The organism is Robbsia andropogonis, assembly GCF_000970345.1.
Lineage (GTDB): Bacteria > Pseudomonadota > Gammaproteobacteria > Burkholderiales > Burkholderiaceae > Robbsia > Robbsia andropogonis.
The window spans coordinates 115,502-137,621 of sequence record NZ_LAQU01000012.1; the positions used below are offsets into that span (position 1 = coordinate 115,502).

Sequence of the window (22,120 nt, forward strand, 5' to 3'; positions counted from 1 at the left end):
CGTTGGAGCAGTATCGGATGGAGAAGTCGATGCGAGGCGGTCTGGCCTGTGGCGTGGGTTCCGGGGCACTATGGGGCCTGGTTTTCCTCGCGCCTGCCATTGTCCCGGACTTCACGACCATCGAACTGAGCGCCGGACGGTACCTTTGCTATGGTGTCGTGTCGCTCCTGGCGATGCTGCTGTCCGGTCGTACATCGGCGCTGGCCCTGCTTCGCAAGACACGTCCCGAGCATTGGTGGCTGGCCACCCGTCTAGCCCTGATCGGCAACCTCGTCTACTACGTGCTCCTCAGTGCCGCCGTCCAGAACGTCGGCGTGGCAGCCGCGTCATTGATCATCGGCACCCTGCCGGTGACCATTACGCTGCTCGGCGCGCGCGGACGCGACATCGCCGCGCCCGGCGACAGCCATGGACTACAGGATGCGGGGCCGGGGCTCCACGGGCCGCGATTACGCGATCTAGCGCCGGCATTGTTGCTGATCCTGGTGGGCATCGCCTGCATCAACGCGGACGTTTTCTCGGGCCACGCCGCCGCGACATCCGAGGGCAGCAGTGGCGACTGGCACGAAGCGGTACTCGGCATCAGCGCGGCGGTCGGCGCGCTGGCCGCATGGACCTGGTATGCGGTGGGTAACGCGCGTGGCCTGGACGCCCATCCCACGTTCACGAACGCCGAATGGGCCGGCTTGCAAGGCCTGGTAAGCGGCGTGATGGCACTCATGATCTGGGCCGTCCTGGCAGTCTTGCTTTACCTACCATTGCCTTACGGCAATGTGTTGGGCATCCACCACGCGCCATTCGACCGGCAGATCGTCTTCTGGTCCGTCAATATCGCATTGGCCGTGGGCGCTTCATGGATGGGCAATACGCTATGGAATGCCGCGGCGCGCCGCCTACCGCTGACGCTGTCGGGACAGATGATCGTATTCGAGACGCTGTTCGCGCTGCTCTATGGCTTCATCCACGCGCAGCGATTGCCACGACTCCTGGAGATCGCGGCCATCGTATTACTGGTCATTGGCGTGATGTGGTCAGTACGGTTGCACGCGCCCGGCCAACGACAATCGCCCACGCCAACCCAGGCGGATTGACCCCGGGCACGCTTACCGCGAACCCGCGCGCCGGCGACCACCGGCGCGCAGTTTCAGCGATGTTCCTTCGTCACCCACTTACGGCCCTCGCGGCTACCGGCGCGACGTGTCTTGGCGACACGCCGCGCCCGCGCCACTTTCGGATCGACGGTCAACGGCCGATAAATCTCGATACGATCCCCCGCCTGGACGACCTCGTCCAATGCACGCACCTTGCCGTAAATGCCGACCTTCTGCGTACTGATGTCGATTTCCGGATGGGCATCCAGCACCCCACTTTGCGTCACCGCATCGCGTACAGTCGCGCATGCGGGCACCACGACCGGCAGTAAAACCTGCACGCCCGGCGCCAGATAGCAAATCTGCACGCGAAGATGTCCGTCCGCGACAACGTCGGTCGGCTCAGCGCTTACCATAACGGGTCTCGGCGCGTTTGACGAAGGAGTCGACAAACGTGTTTGCGATCATATTGAAGACTGGCCCGATAATCTTCTCCACGATGAAATTCGAAAATTCGTAGTGCAGTGCGAATTCGATCTTGCAGGCATCCTCTCGAAGCGGCGTGAAGCGCCAACTCCCAGTAAAATTCTTGAAAGGGCCCTCGCGAAACACCATATCGATCCGGGTGGGCCGCTGATGCTCGTTGTGCGTGGCAAACTGCTGCTTGACCCCTTTGAAGTTGATCAGGATGCGCGCATCCATCGACGTATCGTCGGAATGCAGCACTTCCGAGCCGCCACACCATGGGAGGAAGTTGGGATAGTCGGCGACGTCCGTGACGAGATCGAACATCTGGGCGGCGGAGTACCGGATAAGAAGCGTTTTCTGTACGTCGGCCATAGGAGGTGATACGAAAGATGCCGCGGCAATCGGGCGATGGCGCGCAAGCGTTTTGCTAGAATGTCATTTTATCCGACTTGGCCGGATCAAACGGTGACGCGCCCATAATGAGCATTGCAGAAAACAAACGCGCGCATTTCGATTACTTTATCGAAGAGCGCTATGAGGCCGGGATCGTACTGGAGGGCTGGGAAGTCAAAGCCATTCGCGCGGGCCGGGCGCAAATCAAGGAAGGCTACGTGGTGATTCGCGACGAGGAGCTGTGGCTACTCGGCGCGCACATCAGCCCGCTGGGCTCCGCGTCCACCCACGTCAATCCTGACCAGACGCGCTTACGCAAGCTATTGCTACACGGTACGGAGATCAGGAAGCTGATCGGCAAGGTCCAGCAGCGCGGCTACACGCTGGTGCCTCTGAACTTGCACTTCGCGCGCGGCCTGATCAAGTGCGATATCGGCCTGGCAAAAGGCAAAAAGCAGCATGACAAGCGGGAAACCGAGAAGAAGCGTGACTGGGAACGTGAAAAGGCCCGCATCGTGCGGACCTCTTCCTGATTCTGTCGCGGCGTCGCTTCGTAGGCAGCTTACCGCGGCGCGCTCCCACCGAAGCCGGTGGGCGTGAGGTTAGCGGCGCCCTTTCCCGGGCCGCTTTGCACGATCTGCAGCGCCGAAGCGATCATCGTGCCCATATCGGCCATATTGCCGGGCACGATCAAGGTGTTGCCGGTCTTGGCGAGATTCCCAAACGCCGCAACGTACTGTTCCGCCACTTTCATATTGACGGCCTCCAGTCCTCCCTCGGTCTGCATCGCTACCGCCACGGTCTGAATCGCCTCAGCATTCGCACGAGCAACGGCGAGAATCGCCTGCGCTTCGCCTTCGGCCCGGTTCATCGCCGCCTGACGTTCTCCCTCGGACTGCTGGATGGCGGCCTGACGTGAACCATCGGCAAGATTGATCTGCTCCTGACGCCGCCCTTCGGATGCGGCGATCAATGCACGCTTCTCCCGCTCCGCGGTGATCTGCGACTGCATCGCGCGCAGGATCTCTTGCGGCGGCGTCAAATCCTTGATCTCGTAGCGCAAGACCTTGACCCCCCAATTCGCCGCTGCTTCATCCAGCGAATCGACAACACCGCGATTAATCGACTCGCGTTCCTCGAACGTCTTGTCCAGCTCCAGCTTCCCGATCACGGAACGCAGCGTGGTCTGCGACAACTGGGTAATGGCCATGACGAAGTTGGCTGATCCGTACGACGCTTTCATCGCGTCCGTCACCTGGAAATACAGCACGCCATCTACCTGCAATTGCGTGTTGTCCCGGGTAATGCAGACCTGGGGCGGCACATCGAGTGCGATTTCCTTCAACACATGCTTATAGGCAACGCGGTCGATGAACGGGATCACGACCGTCAAACCCGGCGACAACGTGGCGTGATACTTGCCAAGCCGTTCGATGACCCATGCATGCTGCTGCGGCACGATCTTGACGGCGCGCGCCACAATGACAACGACCACGAACAATAAAATCAGTGCGACGAGATTTCCGGCCATGCTTCCCCCTGTTATTCGGCTGCCCTCGCATTATCGGGTCGGGTTCGACGCTTGCCGATTTTGCCTTCCCACGAGAACAGCCTGTTAGTTGCACATATAAGCTGAACGGTGCGCCATTACGGCGTATCCGTTTGCGTCGATGGTGTGGTTTGTGGCGATGACGCCGATGCAGCGGTTGCCGGCGATTGCCCGACAAACGACCCGGATGCGTTATTGGGAGCGAGCGCCGCGGCGGAAACGGCAGCGGGGACAGATTCCACCACAGCCCGTAATACAAGACGAATGCCGTCCATTCCCACGATCCGGTATCGACCGGGCATCAATGACAACGACGCTACTTCCGCCACGGCGTGCCATTCGGTACCGCGATACCGCACACGCGTCCTGTTGCCGGACTCCCACTGCAAGACATCGACTTCCGCGCCGATATCAAGCAATTGCGAGGCAGCACCAGATGAAACGCCATCAACTCCCGGCGATGCACACCCGTCCGCGTTCATCGACGTATCGCGGGACGCGGCGCTCCACATGGCACCAACAGCATCAGGTTCTTCAGCACTCGCACGCACCAACGCAGCGCGTGCATGCGACATCCGGCGACGATGCAAGACTACCAGCAACACCAAGGCCAGAAGCGCCGCAGTGCATATCTGGACGGCCGGCGACGTACCCAGGAGATGCGCGATGCCTGCCGCCGCGAGGCCGACGGCGATCATCAGCAAGTAAAACGTCCCGGTCAACATCTCGGCGACGACCAATACTGCTGCCGCAGCCCACCATACCCACGGTAATACGCTTTCCGTCATGCCCATACTCCATTACGTCAATCACGCACCTTATCGCCATTAGGCGCGCGATAGGACAATAACATCATTGCGTCTGCAATCTTTCATTCTCTTGCGCGAATGCTTGAACGACCGATAGGTGATGGCTCGCCCTACACCTCGGAGCCTTGAAGATCAATCGACTTCCGCGATATCGACGTCCGTCCTTGCCATGATCAGGACATAAAAAAACACCCCGGCACGCCGCAGACCAGCCGCGCAGTACCGGGGTGTGTTCGGGAGACCCGCCACGTGCAGACGTCGCGCTTACCGCGACGCAACCACGGACGTTACTTCGTCGCCAGTGCCTTCCAGGTGTCGATTACGGTATCCGGGTTGAGCGAGATGGAGGCAATACCTTCATCGGCGAGCCACTGCGCGAAATCCGGATGGTCGGACGGACCCTGACCGCAGATACCCACATACTTGCCCTGCTTCTTGCACGCATCAATCGCACGCTTCAACAAGAACTGCAGGGCCGGGTCACGTTCGTCGAAGTCCTTTGCCAACAACTCCAGACCCGAGTCGCGGTCCAGCCCCAACGTCAGCTGCGTCAGATCGTTCGAACCGATCGAGAACCCATCAAAATGCTCGAGGAACTGTTCCGCCAGAATCGCGTTCGACGGGACTTCGCACATCATGATCAGACGCAGACCGTTCTCGCCGCGCTTCAAACCGTACTTCGCCAACAGGTCCACCACCGCCTTGGCCTGACCCAGCGTCCGCACAAACGGCACCATGATCTCGACGTTGGTCAGGCCCATGTCCTCGCGGACCCGCTTCAACGCACGGCACTCCATCTCGAACGCTTCCGCGAAAGATTCCGAGACGTAACGCGACGCGCCACGGAAACCCAACATCGGGTTTTCCTCGTCCGGCTCATAGCGCGTTCCACCGATCAGCTTCTTGTACTCGTTCGACTTGAAGTCGGACAGTCGCACGATAACGGGCTTCGGGTAAAACGCCGCGCCAATCGTCGCGATGCCTTCCGTCAGCTTGTCGATGTAGAAAGCGCGCGGCGATGCATGACCGCGCGCCACGCTTTCCACCGCCTTCTTCAGGTCCGCATCGATGTTCGGATAATCGAGAATCGCCTTCGGATGAACGCCGATATTGTTGTTTATGATGAATTCGAGCCGCGCGAGACCTACGCCCTTGTTCGGCAATTGGCTGAAATCAAACGCCAGTTGCGGATTCCCGACGTTCATCATGACCTTGACCGGAATCTCGGGCAGCTCGCCACGCTCGACTTCCGTCACTTCGGCTTCAAGCATGCCGTCATAGATCTTGCCTTCGTCACCTTCAGCACAGGACACCGTCACCAGCGCGCCATCCTTCAGCACGTCGGTCGCATTGCCGCATCCCACCACGGCCGGCACGCCCAGTTCACGCGCGATGATCGCCGCGTGGCAGGTCCGGCCGCCCCGGTTCGTGACAATTGCAGCCGCGCGCTTCATCACCGGTTCCCAATTCGGGTCGGTCATATCCGCGACGAGCACATCGCCGGGCTGCACACGATCCATTTCCGCCGCATCACGAACAACACGCACGGTGCCCGCGCCAATCCGCTGACCAATCGCGCGCCCTGTCGCCAGCACGGGTGCCTGGCCCTTAAGCTTGAAGCGATGCTCGACCTTGCCCGCCGACTGGCTCTTTACCGTTTCCGGACGGGCCTGAAGGATGAAGATCTTGCCGTCGCGACCATCCTTGCCCCACTCGATGTCCATCGGACGGCCATAGTGCTTCTCGATGATCACCGCATACTTCGCAAGCTGAATCACGTCCTCGTCGGAGATCGAGAAGCGGTTACGTTGATCGCTCGACACGTCGACCGTCTTCACGCGACCTTCCTCACCGGCTTGCGTGAATTCCATCTTGATCAGCTTGGAACCGATCGAACGACGAATGATCGGATACTTGCCGTCCGCCAACGTCTTCTTGAACACATAGAATTCATCGGGATTCACCGCACCCTGCACGACGGTTTCGCCCAAGCCGTAGCTCGACGTAATGAACACGGCGTCGCGGAAACCGGACTCCGTATCCAGCGTGAACATCACGCCGGAAGCGCCGACGTCCGAACGCACCATCCGCTGCACGCCGGCCGACAAGGCCACCTCGGCATGTTCGAATCCTTTATGGACGCGGTAGGAAATCGCGCGGTCGTTATAGAGCGATGCAAACACCTGCTTGATCGCGACCAGAACATTGTCGATCCCCTCGACATTCAGATAGCTTTCCTGCTGACCGGCAAACGACGCATCCGGCAAGTCCTCGGCGGTAGCCGACGACCGCACCGCGAAAGACAGTTCGTTCGGCGAGCTACGCGTCAAGACGTCGTATTGCTCGCGGATCTCCTTTTCAAGTTCCGGCTGCAGCGGTGCATCGATGATCCATTGACGGATCTGCTTGCCGGACTCGGCCAGCGTCTTGACGTTGTCGACGTCGAGGCCAATCAGCTTGTCCGCAATACGCGCCGTCAGATTATTGAAGTGCAGGAAGTCACGGAAAGCCTGCGCCGTCGTCGCAAAACCCGTCGGCACGCTGACGCCCGCATCCGCGAGCTGGCTGATCATCTCGCCAAGGGACGAGTTCTTGCCGCCGACGGTGTCGACATCTTCTTTTCGTAGTTGTTCAAACGGGACAACCAGTGCGTCTAACGCTCCTTGTTGAGTGGTTTGCGTCATGTTACAGCCCCTAAAGTAAAAAAAATCTTCACTTGCCGATTCGGGACTGGCGAGACCGCGCCACGGACAAGACACCGGCGGCATCAACCGCACAATACTTGCCCAGGCTGCGAAAACTCGCGCATCGTCAAGCAGTTGGATAAACGGTCGCACACGGCCTTGTCCAGCACCATGCCCTTTGCAATCGCTTATCGAACGCACTCGACGCCGCCCGGTTTCGGGGGCGGAGAGACCATTGTACCGTGCTATTCTACCGTGGCCACTACCCAACTGCGTGCCGCCTGTATCGGGAAGATGCCCAGACCCGCAAGACGGCACTTTGGTGGGATTGTTCACCGGCGCGCGATGCGTTGCATCGCGACTTTTCCATTGTTCTTTCGGGTCAATCCGCCTTGACTACTCCGCCCACCGTCTATGTGGTGTCCGACGGCACCGGCATCACCGCCGAGACCTTCGCGCACTCGATCCTTTCGCAGTTCGACCTGAAATTCAGGCTCGTACGCATGCCCTTTGTCGACGACGCCGACAAAGCGACCGCGGCCGCACGGGCGATCAATAATGCAAGAGCGGCAGACGGCACCTCTCCCATTGTCTTTACGACACTGGTCGACAGTGTCTCAAATGCCATTCTCAAAGGGGCCAATGCGTTGGTGCTGGACATGTTCCAGACTTTCGTCGAACCGCTTGAAAATGAACTGGGCGTCAAGTCCAGTCATGAAATCGGGCGCGGCCATAAAAAGGCCGATTCCGATGAATACAAGAATCGCATCGAGGCAATCAACTTCTCGCTCGAACATGACGATGGCCAGTCGAATCGCAATCTCGCGGAAGCCGATGTCATCCTGGTGGGTGTGTCGCGCTGCGGCAAGACGCCGACCACGCTATACCTGGCCATGCAATACGGGGTCAAGGCGGCGAACTATCCGCTGATCCCCGAGGATTTCGAACGTCGCAAACTGCCATCCGGGTTGGCCGAATTCAAGTCGAAGTTGTTCGGCTTGTCGATCGAACCCGCCCGACTCTCCGAGATCCGCAACCAGCGCCGTCCGGGGAGCAAGTACGCTGCGCTAGAGAACTGCCGATACGAAATCAATGAAGCCGAGGACCTGATGCGCCGCGAAGGCATCCGGTGGCTCTCGTCGACACACAAGTCGATCGAGGAGATCGCAACGACCGTGCTCCAGGAAATCAAGATCGATCGCGCAGTGTATTGACCAACGCTCCGCATTGCAAAAAAAGCCTGGAATAGAAGCGATATCACTTCCATTCCAGGCTTTTTGATCATTTCCGTCCGCCAACGTCCGCGCCGCTGATTTATTGCGCGGCGCTCCGCTGTTGGCGTGTCTGTTCGAACAGGCATACCGCCGCGGCCGCGGCAACATTCAGTGATTCAATTCGACCAGACTGCGGAATCGTCACGCGCAGGTCGGCACGCTCGCGCCAGAAAGGGGAAACGCCCGCTCCCTCATTCCCCATCACCCACGCCAGCGGCCGGCGTAGATTGGTGTCATAAAGTGATGCCGCACCGTGCAAATCCGTGACGACAATCGGTATGCCCAGCAACGGGGCCAACCCTTCCGGCGGGACCTGCTCGACGATACGCATCACGAAGTGCGCCCCCATCGCCGCGCGCAATACCTTCGTCGACCAGACCGTCGCGGTGCCCGGCAGGCAAAATGCCAGCGTCACCCCCGCCGCTGCCGCACTGCGCAATATCGATCCGACATTGCCAGCATCCTGCACGCCATCCAGGATGACGCAATTTTCCGTAATCGTTGCCCCATCCGCCCCCCCCGCCAGCAAGGCATGGGTACTTCCCTCAACCGACCTAGCCTGTGGGGATGCGTCCCCGTACGACGCGGACAGAGTCGTGTGCGGTGCGGCAATCAGTAACAGGATGCCTACCCCACCATCAGTGACCGGGGAGACTTGCTCGAACAGCGCGTCATCGAAGATCGTCACCCGGTCAGACCATACCGTCTGAATTCGCGCCAGAATGCCCTGAATATCGTCACGGAAGGCGGCCGACTGCGATACCACGACCTGTTCCAGCGCCATCGCCTCACGCGCCGTGGCATGTCGCGACGCTTCATTGGTGGTGGTAACCGCCGGGGTGCCCGAGCGCAGTGCTTGCAAATACGCATCCGCCAGATGCACGCCTTCAAGAATTGCCACGCCTTCACGGCGCTGCTTTTGCGCCGCGCCGGCCAGCATCCGCAAGCGCTTGAACAGCGGGTTCGAACGCGATTGCACGACCGGCAATGCGGAACGAGATTCGGAAGTCGTCACAGCGCGGATCCGGCCTCGATGCGCGCCCACGCCTCGCGCACCGGCGCGAAGGACCGGCGATGATGCACACACGGCCCGTGCTTGGCCAGCGCGGCCAGATGCTGGGTCGTGCCATAGCCCATATGCGCATCGAAACCATAGTGCGGGTGCGCCACGTGCAACATCGCCAACTGCCGGTCACGGGTCACCTTGGCCAGAATCGATGCGGCCGAAATCGCCGGCACCAATGCATCGCCACCCACCACGGCCTCGGCGCGCACGGCAATGGCAGGGCAGCGATTACCATCGATATAGGCCAGGTCCGGCGTGACCGACAGCCCTTCCACCGCTCGGCGCATTGCCAGCATCGTCGCCTGCAGGATGTTCAGCGAATCGATCTCGGCAACACTCGCCTCCGCGATCGAATACGCCAGTGCGTCACGGACAATCTCGCCATAGAGTCGCTCACGGGTCTTAGCGGATAACTTTTTCGAATCGTCGAGACCGGGGATCGGTCGTGCGGGATCGAGAATAACGGCGGCGGCCACCACCGATCCGGCCAATGGCCCACGGCCGGCTTCATCAACACCGCAAGCCAACTGCCCCGGCACGTCGAAACACAGCGTGGCTTGCGGCGCGAATCGCACCGGGGACGTCATGCGCTTGGCCTGCTTCATCGCACTGCTCCCGGCGTGCGCGTAGCCACGTGCATCACGGCCTCCGCCGCCAACGTACCGGTATCGCGCTGCAACGATGCATGAATATCCGTGAAAATCGCCTGTAATTCTCGCCGATTCGTATCGTCGTGCAATTGCTTCAAGGTGGCGTCGGCAAGCGCTTGTGGCGTGGCGAAATGCTGCAGGATTTCCGGCACGACGAATCGGCCGGCCAGCACGTTCGGCAGACCGACATAGGGCAGATAACCCTGGCGACGCATGATCTGCCCGGTCAGCCAGGGTACCTTGTACGAGATCACCATCGGCTTCTTGAACAACGCCGCTTCCAGCGTCGAGGTCCCGCTTTTGATCAGCAACGCGTCAGACGCTTCCATGACGTCGTGCGATGCGCCGTCCGTTACTGTCAATGGCAACTCCGGGTAGGTCGCCAGCAACGGCGCCAGCAAGGCGCGCACCGCCGGCGATGCCGACGGCAGGACAAAATGCAAGTCGGGCTCGCGTTGGTGCATCAACGCCATTGCGGCGAAGAACGTCGGGCCGATCAGCTGGATCTCGGAACGCCGGCTGCCCGGCATGACGCCGATCAACGGGCAGTCCGCCGGCAGACCCAGCCGTGCACGCGCCGCGGCGGGGTCCGGCGTCATCGGGATCATCGTCCCGAGCGGATGACCCACGTACGATGCCGGGATACCGGCTTTGTCGTAGATCGCTTTCTCAAACGGGAACACGCAGAGCATATGATCGACGGCTTTTGCAACCGTCTTGATACGCCCGGCACGCCAGGCCCAGATCGACGGACTGACGAAATGCACGACCGGCACGCCGGCCTGCCGCAAGGTGCGCTCAACAGAAAAATTGAAATCGGGCGCGTCGATGCCCACGAACACCGACGGTGGATCGGCAAGCAACCGCTGGGTTAGCGCCCGTCGAATGCGCAAAATGCCGGGAATGCTCGACAACGCCTCCACATAGCCACGGACGGCCAGGCGATCGGACGCCCACCATGCGTCAAAACCTTCGGCCTGCATCCTCGGACCACCGACCCCGGTGATCGGCACGGCATACGGAAACGCATCCGTCGCAGGCACATATTCGCGAAGACCCCGCAACAACGCCGCGCCCAGCAGGTCACCGGAGGCCTCACCGGCGACCATCGATATCTGGCGTGTGACTGGACCCGCCGTCTGTGCCAAAGCGTCCATCAACGGATAATGCCACGCTTCGCCGTATCGATGAATGCGAGGAACGCGCTCAACTGTTGCTTGCCCTCGTCCAACGCGTCGATATCGGCGCTGATCTGCACCTTCGCTTCATCGAGCGACAGACCGCTCTTGTATAACGTCCGGTAGCCCGAGCGCAATGCGCTGATTTCTCCAGGCGCGAAACCACGGCGACGCAGCCCCTCGACATTGATGCCATGCGGCGTGGCCTTTTCGCCCGCGGCGATGACGAATGGCGGCAAATCCTGCACCAAGGCGGACGCGCCCCCCAGGAAAGCGTGCGCGCCGATGCGTACGAACTGGTGCACGCCGGACATCCCTCCCAGAATGGCCCAGTCACCCACCGTCACATGTCCGGCGATCTGCGCATTGCTCGAAAACACGACGTTGTTTCCCACATCACAGTCGTGTGCGATATGCACATACGCCATGATCCAGTTGTCGTTGCCGATTTTCGTCACGCCCTGATCCTGGGACGTGCCCGTATGGATCGTCGTGAACTCGCGGATCACGTTTCGGTCACCAATTTCCAAGCGCGTGGGCTCACCGGCGTACTTCATGTCCTGCGGCGCCCCGCCGACCGAGGCGAAATGCCCGATACGGTTCGCCTCGCCGATTGTCGTCTGTCCCTCGATTACGGTATGCGATCCCACCGTGGTGTGCGCACCGATGCGGACGTGCGCGCCGATTACGGCGTAGGGTCCGATCGTTACCGATGAATCAATTTGCGCGCCCGCCTCGATAATCGCTGTCGGATGAATAGTCATGGCTCTCTGCCCCGCGAATCAGCTGGCTTTGCCGGCGGTCACGAGCGGCAAGGCATCGGCTACCGTCGGCCTCTCGATATGCTGCACCGCGCATGTCAGATCGGCTTCCGCGGCCAACGCGCCGTCAACGGACGCCCTGGCCTTGAACTTGTAGATGTGGCGTACATTCCGCTCGAAGGTCACGTCCAGCACCAACTGGTCGCCTGGCTCCACCACCCTCTTGAAGCGAGCATTGTCTATGCCGGCAAAGTAGTACAGCGTCGTCGCCGGATCATACGTTGAAGTATCTTCCGCGAACGTCAGTAACGCGGCAGCCTGCGCCAATGCCTCAAGAATCAGCACACCCGGCATCACCGGGCGTGACGGAAAATGGCCTTGAAAGAACGGCTCGTTCATCGTCACATTCTTTAGCGCACGAATGGACTTGTGTTGCACCAATTCCGTGACCCGGTCCACCAATAGAAACGGATAACGATGCGGCAACAACGTCAAGATCTTGTGGATATCCAACGTGATCCCGGCGCTTGTATTTTCTTGTTCCATAATTTTCACTGCTTGTCTTTCAGCGCTTCAACAGTCGCTTCGAGTTGCTTGAGGCGAACGCGCATTGTATCGAGGTTGCGCATCACCGCCGCGTTCTTGTTCCAGTCCCGGTGTTCGATCGCCGGGAAGGCGCTCGTGTACAGACCGGGACGCGTCAACGACTTCGACACGCCGGACTTCGCCGTCACGATCACACGATCCGTCAGCGTGACATGTCCGGCAATGCCTACCGCGCCACCAATCATGCAGTGGCGGCCAATCACCGTGCTGCCCGCGATACCCGCACAAGCCGCAATGACGGTATACGCGCCGATGCGACAGTTATGGGCGATCTGCACCAGGTTATCGATTTTCACCGAATGCTCGATCACGGTGTCGGCCATCGCGCCCCGATCGATCGTCGTGTTCGCACCGATTTCAACATCTTCGCCAATCGTCACCGCGCCCACCTGCGGGATCTTGACCCATTCGCCTTCGATATCGGCCCCGTCCCCTTCCGGGAAATCCGGCGCGAAACCAAAGCCGTCGGCACCGATAACCGCGCCCGCATGCACGATCACGCGCGCACCCAACCGGCAACCATGGTAGATCGTGACGTTCGGATACAGACGCACGTCGTCGCCGAGCTTGACGCCACGACCCACGACGACATTCGCGCCGATACGCACGCGCTCGCCGACAACCACACCGGCTTCGATACTGACATTCGGACCGATCGACGCAGACGCCGCCACCTGTGCACTGGGGTCGACACGCGCGCTAGGATGCACGCCAGACTGCGAGGCCGGCTCTCCGGCAGCCACATACAACTGCGCCACGCGCGCGAAATACGCATAAGGGTTCGGTACGATGACCCAGGTCACCGGCACGGCCGCGCGCGCTTCCTTTGGAAATTTGTCGAGGTCACGCGCGGAAATCAGTATCGCGCCGGCTTGGCTTTCAGCCACCTGGGGAAAATACTTCGGGTTCGCGAGGAACGACAACTGGTCGCGATGCGCGCGATCAAGCGGCGCAAGTCCGCGAATGGTCAAGCCCGCATCCCCTTCGATGCTGCCACCGAAGCGCTCCACCAGTTGTTGAATCGAATAGCCCATCCACACTCCTACTTACTACTGCGCTTGCAGATATCCGGCAGCGGCGGCACCGGCTGGGACGCTAGCGCGGCGAGCACCTTGTCGGTGATATCGATCCGCGGATTGAAATACACCCCTTCTTCAACGATCAGGTCGTAATTTCCTTGCTTCGCCACTTGTTCGATTGCTTTGTTCGCGATGGCGAGCACCGCCTGATAGGCCTGATTCTGGCACTGCGTCAGATCATCGGCGAAATATTGTCGATCACGCTGCAACGCCATATTGACCGTTTGCAACCGTGCCTGGCGTGCGGCACGCTCGTCCGCACTCAACGACGCCGACGTCTTGTCGAAGTTGGACGCATCGCTTTGGAATTTGTTCACGCGAGATTGTAAATCCGCGCCACGCTTGCGGAACATCTCATCGATCTGAGAAGACAAGGCCTTGGCCGGCACCGATTCCTTCAGGATCTGATCCGATTTGACAACGGCGATATGCTCATCCGCACGCGCCGCGGGTGCACACCAGGCCAATAACACTGATCCGGCGACCAAGCCGGACAGGATCCGCGTGGCCGCGATGAACCACGGCGCGCGCCGCATTGTCGGCGCGGGTGGCGTTACAGGCATTCCGGCCGCGCCAGAACAGGTGTTTGTCGAGGTCACTCAGCCCATCCTCATCAAATGCAACGGTACCAGGGACGTTGCAACATACGTGCAATGTCCCCGGTACCGCCGACAACAAATACTACGCCGGAACCGGACGTTAGAACGCGGTACCTATCTGGAACTGGAATTTCTGGTACTGATCGCCCGCATGCTTGACCAGCGGGAAACCCAAGCTTAACTTCAGCGGTCCGATCGGCGAGATCCAGGCAAGACCCAGACCATATCCATACCGCAGATCGCTGAAATTGATGCTCTGAGAATCCCCCCAAACATTGCCCGCATCGAAGAAGGTGAATACCCGAAGCGTACGATCGTAACCGGTTCCCGGCAACGGGAACGTCAACTCGACGTTGGCCACCGCCATCTTGGCGCCACCGATCGGATCGTTGGTCGTCTTGTCACGCGGTCCCAGGGAACTCGGCTCATAACCCCGAACCGAGCCGATACCGCCGGCGTAGTAGTTCTTGAAGATCGGATAGGTGCCGCCAATGCCCTTGCCGTAACCCAGTTGCCCATTCAGACCAAGTACGAAGCCGCGCGCGAACGAATAATAATACTGCTGCTGCAAGTCCACCTTCCAATACTTCGTGCCACCCGCGGGCGTACCTACTTCGGCGTTCGCGCGGGTAAAGTAGCCGCGACTTGGCACCAAGGCGCTGTCGCGCGCATCGCGCGACCAGCCCATCGTCACCGGCACGACGTTCGACACTCGGCCATATTCGTTGACGTAGTCTTTATACGCCTGCGGAGTGGCCGAGTCGACGTCCATGCGGTACTGCTGGAAGCCCACCCCGAAGAAAACCGTGTCATATTCGGAAAACGGCACACCGAACTTCAAGTCAGCACCGGCCGTGATGATCCGGAAGCTGCTGTCCGTCGAATAGTACAACGGCGTGGACGTCTGGTAGTAAGCACTAGTGATCCGGCTGATGCCGTCCACCGTGAAGTAGGGGTCCGTCTGCGTGACCGTCAATGTCCGATAATAGCTCGACGTATTGACGTTCACGGCCAGGCTGGTTCCCGAGCCGAATACGTTGTCCTGCGATATGCCGGCTGACAGCACCACCTTGTCCGAGGACGAGAAGCCCGCGCCCAGCGTGATCGCACCGGTCGGCTTTTCCTTGACGGCGACATCCACGTCCACCTGATCCGGTGTTCCGGGGACCGGCTGCGTGGTGACATTCACATCAGTAAAATAGCCCAGGCGGTTGATCCGATCCTGCGACAACTTCAGTCGATTACTATCGAACCACGATGATTCGAACTGGCGCATCTCACGGCGCACCACTTCATCGCGCGTCCTCGTATTACCGGTGATGTTCACATGGCGTACGTAGACACGACGGCCGGTTTCCACCTTCAGATTCAGCGCAACCGTATGGCTCGTCTGATCGATCTGCGGTTCGGCATTAACGGTAGCAAAAGCGTAACCGTACTCACCCAGCTTGTTGACGATCGCCTTCGTGGAATCCTGCAACTTTGCCGCAGAGAAACGATCGCCGGCCTTCAGCTTCAACAGCTTTTCCAGCTCCGCCTTCTTGTCCAGCAGCTCGCCCGACAACTCGATCGACGATACTTTGTACGGCTCGCCTTCATGGAGACTGAGCGTCAGGTACATGCTCTTCTTGTCCGGCGTGATCGACACCTGCGTCGATTCAATGCTGAACTCGAGATACCCCCGATCCAGGTAATAACTGCGGACGTGCTCCAGGTCGGTGGTCAGCTTGTCCTTCGAATACAGGTCGTTCTTCGTGTACCACGAGAACCAGTTCGGCGTGGAAAGCTGCATTTCATCGCGCAGCGTGCTACTGGAGAACGCCTTATTGCCGATGAAATTCACCTGGCGGATCTTCGCGCTCGGCCCTTCGATCACCGAAAACAGGATGGCAACGCGGCTACGATCGACCGGCGTCACCGTCGTCGTCACTTCCGCAGCGTAAAAGCCGCGCGTCAGGTACTGCCGCTTCAACTCCTGCTCGGCCTTGTCGGCCAGCGATTTGTCGAAGTAGCGCCCCGGGGCCATGCCGCTGGAACGCAGCGCCTTCGACAGCGTGTCCTTGTCGAACTCCTTCGTGCCGGCGAAGTCGATGGTCGCAATGGACGGCCGCTCCGCAACCTGCACGATGACGGTGCCACCTTCCACATTGATCCGGACATCGTTGAAGAAACCGGTCGCGTAAAGCGCACGGATCGCCGACGAGGCCTTGTCATCTGTGAAGGTGTCGCCCTTTTTGATAGGCAGGTACGAGAAAACGGTGCCCGGCTCGACACGCTGCAGTCCCTCGATCCGAATGTCTTGAACCACGAACGGCGCTGCCGCATGTGCGATGAGGGTGTGCGCCGCAATGGCGGCAGCGGCAACCGACTTCGGCACGAGGTGATGAGATTTCAACAACTTGCTCCCGATTCAATGGAAGTTTTTGGCGAAGAATGGGTCCGGGCCCAGGGCCTGTGCAATTCGAGATGCCGCTCCCGCGATATCCCGCATCGACCACGGCACCGCATCGACTGGCGCGGCACTTGCTCAGGAATGGGCGAGCCGCGTCAGATCGTTGAACAGTGCGACAACCGACAGCGCTACGATACAGACCAACCCCGCCCGCTGTAGGATGGCCTGCCACCGGTCGGATACTGCCCGACCGGTCAGCGCTTCGACCGCATAATATAACAGATGCCCCCCATCCAAAACGGGAATCGGCAGTAGATTCAATACGCCCAGGCTGATACTGACCAATGCGAGAAAGGAGATGAAAGCCGATACGCCCATTCGCGCACTGCGTCCGGCGTAGTCGGCGATGGTCACAGGCCCGCTTAAATTCTTCAACGAAGCCTGTCCAGTCAGCATCCGACCGAACATCTCGACCGAGAACGATGCCACGTCCCAGGTCCGCCCAACGGCCATCCGCACGGATTCCACCGGTCCATAATGCACATCGACCAACGGCAGACGCATACCCAGCGCCGCGCCGATACGACCATATGGCAGTCCGCCTCCGGCTTCCTTTACCGCCTCCGGTACGACATGAACGGTAACATTCTGGTTTCCCCGCTGAATATCAAGCACGGTGTCACGACCAGGGCGTTCACGCATCATCTGCACGAGCGCGTTGGCGTCGTCGACTGTTTCGCCTTGCACGCGAAGTACCGTATCCCCTTCCTGCAAACCCGCCTTGGCTGCCGGCGTGCCCGGTTGCACGCTGGCGATCAACGGCGCGGCGCCGCCAGGCACCAAACCCAGGCGCGTGGCGATATCGGCCTGCCCCCCACCCGCCCCGACCATGTCGGCGCGGCGCTTCCCGGGCGTGTCTCCCTGCAATGCGGCGAGGGATAGCGTGTGCGTTGCGACGCCATCCGGACGCTGGGTGCGCAATATGACCGTGCTGGCATCAGCGTCGACGTGGCGCGCCAGCCAGTGCCGCAATTCCGGCCAGGATCGGACGGACCGATATGCCACATCGCCATCGTCGCTGCCATCGCGCTGCGTGACCCGCACCGCCACGACGCGTTCGCCACTGGCGATGCCGGCGCGCTGCGCCATGCTGTCTTGCGTCGGTGTACCGAGGATGGCCTCCGGCTCCGGTTGGCCGTACCAAGAGAGACCGGCGAACAGCAGGATGGCAAGCAGGAAATTGGCGATCGGTCCAGCGGCGACAATGGCAAAGCGCTTGCCGACGGACTGTCGATTGAACGCGTGGGGCAGGTCGGCGGGGGCGATTCGATAGGTGACGGCATCCGCCGTGTCGGCCGCCGCTGTTCCTGAACCCGACACTGCGGTGACGCGGACCGTTCCATCAGCGTCCTCCACCGCATCCGATCGCACCTGGGTGGGATCACGCTCATCCAGCATGCGTACATAGCCACCCAGCGGTAGCCAGCCAATGGTCCACAGGGTACCGTCACGTCCTTGCCGTTGCAGCAATGGCTTACCGAAACCGATCGAGAAACGCAGCACCTTGACGCCACACCAGCGTGCAACGCTGTAATGACCCAACTCGTGGAATACCACCAGGATGCCGATGGCGACAAAAAATCCGATCACCGATGTCACGAAGTCGAACATAGGAGAGACCACCTCTTAATGATGCCAGCGGTGACCTTCGAGGCGCGCGCGCGCCTCCGATCGCGCGGCCTCGTCGGCCGCGAATACATCTTCCAGCCGCGTGGCGGCCCCATGCGTCATCGCGTTCATGACGGCTTCCACCACCGTCGCGATGTCGGTGAAGCGAAGCTGACCGGCCAGAAATGCGTCCACGGCGATCTCGTTTGCCGCATTCATCGCCGCGCTGGCGGTACCACCCTGGCGTAATGAGGCGAACGCCAGACGCAAACAGGGGAACCGGCCCAGATCAGGTTTCTCGAACTGCAATTGCCCGATGGCCGCGAGATCCAGCGGCGCAACGCCGGAGCCAATGCGATCCGGATAGGCCAACGCATGCGCGATCGGCGTGCGCATGTCCGGATTTCCTAACTCCGCCAACACCGACCCGTCAGCATAGGACACCATTGAATGGATCACACTCTGCGGATGGATCAGTACATCGATCCGTGACGGCGGCAGGCCAAACAGCCAGTGGGCCTCTATCACTTCCAGCCCCTTATTCATCATCGTGGCCGAGTCGACCGAAATCTTGCGCCCCATGACCCAGTTCGGATGCGCGCACGCCTGATCCGGCGTCACATTGGCGAGGGTCAGCGGATCACGCGTGCGGAACGGGCCGCCCGACGCGGTAAGGATGATCTTCTCGATGCCTCCCCGCGGGTCCAGCATCGGCGCCGTACCGGCCTGCTGCGCGGATGGCAGGCATTGGAAAATCGCGTTGTGCTCGCTGTCCAGGGGCAGCAACGTGGCGCCGCTCTCTTTCACGGCGGCCATGAACAACGCGCCGGACATGACCAATGCTTCCTTATTGGCAAGCAGAATCCGCTTGCCGGTCCGTGCCGCCGCCAAGGCGCTCGGCAGCCCTGCAGCGCCGACAATGGCGGCCACGACCGTATCGCATTCCGCCGCGGAGGCGATATCGCATAATGCATCAGGGCCGTGCGCTACCTCGGTAGTGAGTCCGTGCCGCCGTAACGCGTCGCGCAACGGGGCGGCGGCATCGGCGCTGCCAATGACCGCGACCGCGGGACGGAAAACCGCGCATTGCGCCGCAAGCGCTTCCCAGTTGCGTTGCGCCGACAGCGCATGCACGCTATACCGGTCAGGGTGGCGAGCTACCACATCCAGCGTGCTTTTGCCGATAGACCCGGTCGACCCGAGCAGCGTAATCCGTTGTGTCATATCACACTCAAAAAACCTTCCGGCGCGCAGATCGCCGGCATTACACCAGATTGCCCGAGCCCAGCAGGAGCATCGCCAACGGCAGCACCGGCAACAACGCATCAACGCGATCCAGCACACCACCGTGCCCCGGCAACAGCTGGCTTGAATCCTTGACGCCGGCCTGCCGCTTCATCAATGATTCGAAGAGGTCGCCAATCACACTGAATACCACGAGCAGCAGCACCGCGGCCAAAGCGCGGCCAATTCCGAACCGTGCCGCATATTCTGTGAAAATCGTTGGCGCAAAGACATGGGTTGCAATGGCAAGCCCGGCAACAATCAATACGACAACCGCGCCACCAATCGCCCCTTCCCAGCTTTTTCCGGGGCTGATGGTCAACGCCAGCTTACGCTTGCCAAACCGCCGCCCGACAAAATAAGCACCGATATCGGCCAGCCAGACCACGATCATCATCGACAACACCAACGCCACCCCCCAATCGCGGCGCGCCGACACCAGCGCGTGCCAGCAACCGAGGAAGACGATGATGCCCGCGAGCAACATGAAAGTGCGCCACGCTCCCGCGGCGAGTATCGGTCGACGGATGAACACGTACGGTACGAGTAACACCCAGAACACCGCACAGGCCTTGTACAAACCAAGCGGTGCGCCGGCATCGGTCGCCGCGCCACGCATGCTGGCCAGCAACGCCAGGGCCGCGACCGCGGCGTAGACGTAAGGCCTGATGCCCGTCAATTTCAGCAGGCGAGCCCACTCCCACGCGGCACAGACCAGCACGATGCCTATCATCGTGCCGAAGCCGGAGATCGGCGCCCATAAGGTAACAGGCACCAGAATCAACAGCAGGACGATGGCGGTAATCACACGGGTCTTCAACATGGCAACGAACCCATTCCCTGCTCGCTGCCCTGCTTCGCCGCATCAAGCGCCGCGCCACCAGGCGTTACCTGCGCGCTGGTACGCCCAAAACGTCGCTCCCGTTTCCGGAACGACGCGAGGGCTTCGCTGAAAATCTTCTCGTCGAAATCGGGCCAGAACGTAGGCGTGAAAAACAATTCGGTGTAAGCCAATTGCCACAGCAGAAAATTACTGACCCGCTGTTCCCCACCGGTCCGGATAAAAAGATCCGGCTCCGGCGCGTACGACATGGCCAGATAATGCTCGAGACGTTGCTCGTCGACGATGCCGACCTGCCCGTCCGCCACCGCCTGCTCGGCAATTTTGCGCGTCGCTTGCAGGATGTCCCAGCGACCACCGTAGTTTGCCGCGATGGTCAGCGTCATACGGGTATTGCGTGCTGTTTTGCTCTCCGCGCGCGCGGCCAGCTCGACAATGCGCTTGTCGAAGCGCGACAGGTCGCCAACGATGCGCAAGCGGATGCCATTAGCATGCATCTTGGCCACCTCGCGTTCAAGCACGGCAACGAACAAGCGCATCAGGAAAGACACCTCGTCTTCCGGTCGGCGCCAATTCTCGGAACTGAAGGCGAACAGGGTCAGATACTGAACCCCGCTATCGAGGCACAGCGAGACGGTTCGGTGAATGGCTTCCACGCCTTTTGTATGCCCCGCGACACGCGGTAGATGGCGTTTTTGCGCCCAACGGCCATTTCCGTCCAGAATGATCGCGATATGACGCGGAATCGAGGACGGATCAGGAACACTCAAGGTTGAGCTGGTATGAGTCATAGGCGCCGAGGCCGTTTCCGGTTCGGATCGTGAATGGTCAACACCAGGAGCCTGGCGACAGCGCCAACCAGCCCTTGGCCAGACAGGTTGCAAAGCGGCCCAACTTGCAGCCGGCCGGCGTAAACCGCGTGCCGCACCGCGTCATGCCACGTCGCATCGCGGTGGACGGCATCACATACCCTCTGCTCCCACGTCATGCCGTATGAGCAACGCTCGCCACGGTGCCGCGCACCACGGTGATTACGCAGGGTTGTTGCGGTCATTCCGTCAATCAGACGGTCATGATTTCCGCTTCCTTCGCCGTCACGAGCTTATCGACTTCCGCAACGAATTTATCGGTAGCCTTCTGAACATCGTCTTGCGCACGACGGTCGTCGTCTTCAGAGATTTCCTTGTCCTTGACCAGTTTCTTCGACTGCTCGTTCGCGTCGCGGCGCAGGTTGCGCAGCGCGATCTTCGCCGACTCAGCCTCGCTCTTCACCACCTTGACCAGCTCACGACGACGTTCCTCGGTCAACATCGGCATCGGCACGCGGATGAGTTCGCCCATCGTCGACGGATTCAGACCCAGGTCCGACTCGCGAATCGCCTTCTCGACCTTCCCGACCATGTTCTTTTCCCACGGCTGCACGCCAATGGTACGCGCATCGACCAGCGTCACGTTCGCCACCTGCCCGATGGGGACCGGCGACCCGTAGTACTCGACCTGAATATGATCCAACAACCCCGTATGCGCACGACCGGTACGGATTTTTGCCAGATCGGCCTTGAACGACTCGATCGTGCGCTGCATCTTTTGATCGAGCTGTTTCTTGAGTTCAGCGACTGTCATCTTGTTCTCCCAACCTATATTGCAGTGTGCGGCGACGATCCTATCGACCCCTCGGCGCCGCGCGGGATGCCACGCCCGGAAAGGCGCACCCAGCATGCGCGGAAC

General features: G+C 60.5%; 22 protein-coding genes. 3 read left to right on the top strand and 19 right to left on the bottom strand.

From position 1 onward, the window contains the following. Positions 1 to 29 precede the first annotated feature (29 nt). Positions 30 to 1,091: a DMT family transporter gene (locus WM40_RS13205; RefSeq protein WP_024903071.1), complete on the top strand. Its 1,062-nt coding sequence runs from the start codon at positions 30 to 32 to the stop codon at positions 1,089 to 1,091. Between the two features lie 53 nt (positions 1,092 to 1,144). Here the strand turns inward: WM40_RS13205 and WM40_RS13210 are convergent, their stop codons facing one another. After that, a complete protein-coding gene (locus WM40_RS13210; RefSeq protein WP_046153055.1) occupies positions 1,145 to 1,507 on the bottom strand; it encodes an RnfH family protein in 363 nt (120 codons plus the stop codon). Continuing rightward, positions 1,494 to 1,931 (bottom strand): type II toxin-antitoxin system RatA family toxin, encoded by a 438-nt coding sequence (locus tag WM40_RS13215; protein ID WP_024903073.1) that lies wholly within the window; start codon positions 1,929 to 1,931, stop codon positions 1,494 to 1,496. The genes WM40_RS13210 and WM40_RS13215 overlap by 14 nt, the downstream gene beginning before the upstream one ends. 107 nt (positions 1,932 to 2,038) lie before the next feature. Here WM40_RS13215 and smpB point away from each other — a divergent pair, with 107 nt between their 5' ends. Then, positions 2,039 to 2,485: an SsrA-binding protein SmpB gene (smpB, locus tag WM40_RS13220; protein WP_024903074.1), complete on the top strand. Its 447-nt coding sequence runs from the start codon at positions 2,039 to 2,041 to the stop codon at positions 2,483 to 2,485. A gap of 29 nt (positions 2,486 to 2,514) precedes the next feature. Here smpB and WM40_RS13225 read toward each other — a convergent pair whose 3' ends face one another. From WM40_RS13225 to ppsA, 3 genes are all read right to left on the bottom strand, one after another. Continuing rightward, on the bottom strand, positions 2,515 to 3,483 hold the full coding sequence (locus WM40_RS13225) for an SPFH domain-containing protein (protein WP_024903075.1): 969 nt from the start codon (positions 3,481 to 3,483) through the stop codon (positions 2,515 to 2,517). A 116-nt stretch (positions 3,484 to 3,599) separates the two neighbouring features. Continuing rightward, positions 3,600 to 4,289, bottom strand: coding sequence for an NfeD family protein (locus WM40_RS13230; RefSeq protein ID WP_176025969.1), 690 nt, complete (start codon positions 4,287 to 4,289; stop codon positions 3,600 to 3,602). Between the two features lie 308 nt (positions 4,290 to 4,597). Beyond that, positions 4,598 to 6,994 carry a phosphoenolpyruvate synthase gene (gene ppsA / locus WM40_RS13235; protein ID WP_024903077.1) on the bottom strand — a complete coding sequence of 799 codons (2,397 nt, stop codon included), beginning with the start codon at positions 6,992 to 6,994 and terminating at the stop codon, positions 4,598 to 4,600. A 392-nt stretch (positions 6,995 to 7,386) separates the two neighbouring features. On the opposite strand from ppsA, the gene ppsR reads away from it, so the two are divergent. Continuing rightward, positions 7,387 to 8,208 carry a posphoenolpyruvate synthetase regulatory kinase/phosphorylase PpsR gene (ppsR, locus tag WM40_RS13240; protein WP_036009366.1) on the top strand — a complete coding sequence of 274 codons (822 nt, stop codon included), beginning with the start codon at positions 7,387 to 7,389 and terminating at the stop codon, positions 8,206 to 8,208. 100 nt (positions 8,209 to 8,308) lie between these two features. Here ppsR and WM40_RS13245 read toward each other — a convergent pair whose 3' ends face one another. From WM40_RS13245 to frr, 14 genes are all read right to left on the bottom strand, one after another. Further along, positions 8,309 to 9,208, bottom strand: coding sequence for a TrmH family RNA methyltransferase (locus WM40_RS13245; RefSeq protein WP_046153085.1), 900 nt, complete (start codon positions 9,206 to 9,208; stop codon positions 8,309 to 8,311). A gap of 71 nt (positions 9,209 to 9,279) precedes the next feature. Then, complete coding sequence (gene rnhB, locus WM40_RS13250; protein ID WP_046153056.1) at positions 9,280 to 9,939, bottom strand: ribonuclease HII; 660 nt, start codon at positions 9,937 to 9,939, stop codon at positions 9,280 to 9,282. After that, on the bottom strand, positions 9,936 to 11,141 hold the full coding sequence (lpxB, locus tag WM40_RS13255) for a lipid-A-disaccharide synthase (RefSeq protein WP_036009275.1): 1,206 nt from the start codon (positions 11,139 to 11,141) through the stop codon (positions 9,936 to 9,938). Before lpxB ends, rnhB begins: the two co-directional genes overlap by 4 nt. Then, the gene (lpxA, locus tag WM40_RS29555; protein WP_024903082.1) at positions 11,141 to 11,926 is read right to left on the bottom strand and encodes an acyl-ACP--UDP-N-acetylglucosamine O-acyltransferase; all 786 of its coding nucleotides are present in this window, start codon (positions 11,924 to 11,926) and stop codon (positions 11,141 to 11,143) included. The genes lpxB and lpxA overlap by 1 nt, the downstream gene beginning before the upstream one ends. An 18-nt stretch (positions 11,927 to 11,944) precedes the next feature. Continuing rightward, positions 11,945 to 12,469, bottom strand: coding sequence for a 3-hydroxyacyl-ACP dehydratase FabZ (gene fabZ / locus WM40_RS29560; RefSeq protein WP_046153057.1), 525 nt, complete (start codon positions 12,467 to 12,469; stop codon positions 11,945 to 11,947). 5 nt (positions 12,470 to 12,474) lie between these two features. After that, positions 12,475 to 13,563, bottom strand: coding sequence for a UDP-3-O-(3-hydroxymyristoyl)glucosamine N-acyltransferase (lpxD, locus tag WM40_RS13270; protein ID WP_046153058.1), 1,089 nt, complete (start codon positions 13,561 to 13,563; stop codon positions 12,475 to 12,477). Between the two features lie 8 nt (positions 13,564 to 13,571). Then, positions 13,572 to 14,207: an OmpH/Skp family outer membrane protein gene (locus WM40_RS13275; protein ID WP_082102681.1), complete on the bottom strand. Its 636-nt coding sequence runs from the start codon at positions 14,205 to 14,207 to the stop codon at positions 13,572 to 13,574. A 100-nt stretch (positions 14,208 to 14,307) separates the two neighbouring features. Then, the gene (bamA, locus tag WM40_RS13280) at positions 14,308 to 16,605 is read right to left on the bottom strand and encodes an outer membrane protein assembly factor BamA (protein ID WP_046153059.1); all 2,298 of its coding nucleotides are present in this window, start codon (positions 16,603 to 16,605) and stop codon (positions 14,308 to 14,310) included. A gap of 129 nt (positions 16,606 to 16,734) precedes the next feature. Further along, entirely contained in the window at positions 16,735 to 18,270 is a 1,536-nt protein-coding gene (rseP, locus tag WM40_RS13285; protein WP_046153060.1) for an RIP metalloprotease RseP, read from the bottom strand. A gap of 15 nt (positions 18,271 to 18,285) precedes the next feature. Further along, positions 18,286 to 19,491, bottom strand: a complete 1,206-nt coding sequence (gene ispC / locus WM40_RS13290; RefSeq protein ID WP_024903088.1) for a 1-deoxy-D-xylulose-5-phosphate reductoisomerase — start codon at positions 19,489 to 19,491, stop codon at positions 18,286 to 18,288. A gap of 40 nt (positions 19,492 to 19,531) precedes the next feature. Next, the gene (locus WM40_RS13295) at positions 19,532 to 20,374 is read right to left on the bottom strand and encodes a phosphatidate cytidylyltransferase (RefSeq protein WP_024903089.1); all 843 of its coding nucleotides are present in this window, start codon (positions 20,372 to 20,374) and stop codon (positions 19,532 to 19,534) included. Then, entirely contained in the window at positions 20,368 to 21,183 is an 816-nt protein-coding gene (gene uppS / locus WM40_RS13300) for a polyprenyl diphosphate synthase (RefSeq protein WP_024903090.1), read from the bottom strand. The genes WM40_RS13295 and uppS overlap by 7 nt, the downstream gene beginning before the upstream one ends. A gap of 37 nt (positions 21,184 to 21,220) precedes the next feature. Further along, positions 21,221 to 21,355: a hypothetical protein gene (locus tag WM40_RS32095; RefSeq protein WP_269083092.1), complete on the bottom strand. Its 135-nt coding sequence runs from the start codon at positions 21,353 to 21,355 to the stop codon at positions 21,221 to 21,223. A gap of 99 nt (positions 21,356 to 21,454) precedes the next feature. Further along, a complete protein-coding gene (gene frr, locus WM40_RS13305) occupies positions 21,455 to 22,015 on the bottom strand; it encodes a ribosome recycling factor (protein ID WP_024903092.1) in 561 nt (186 codons plus the stop codon). Positions 22,016 to 22,120: the final 105 nt, after the last annotated feature.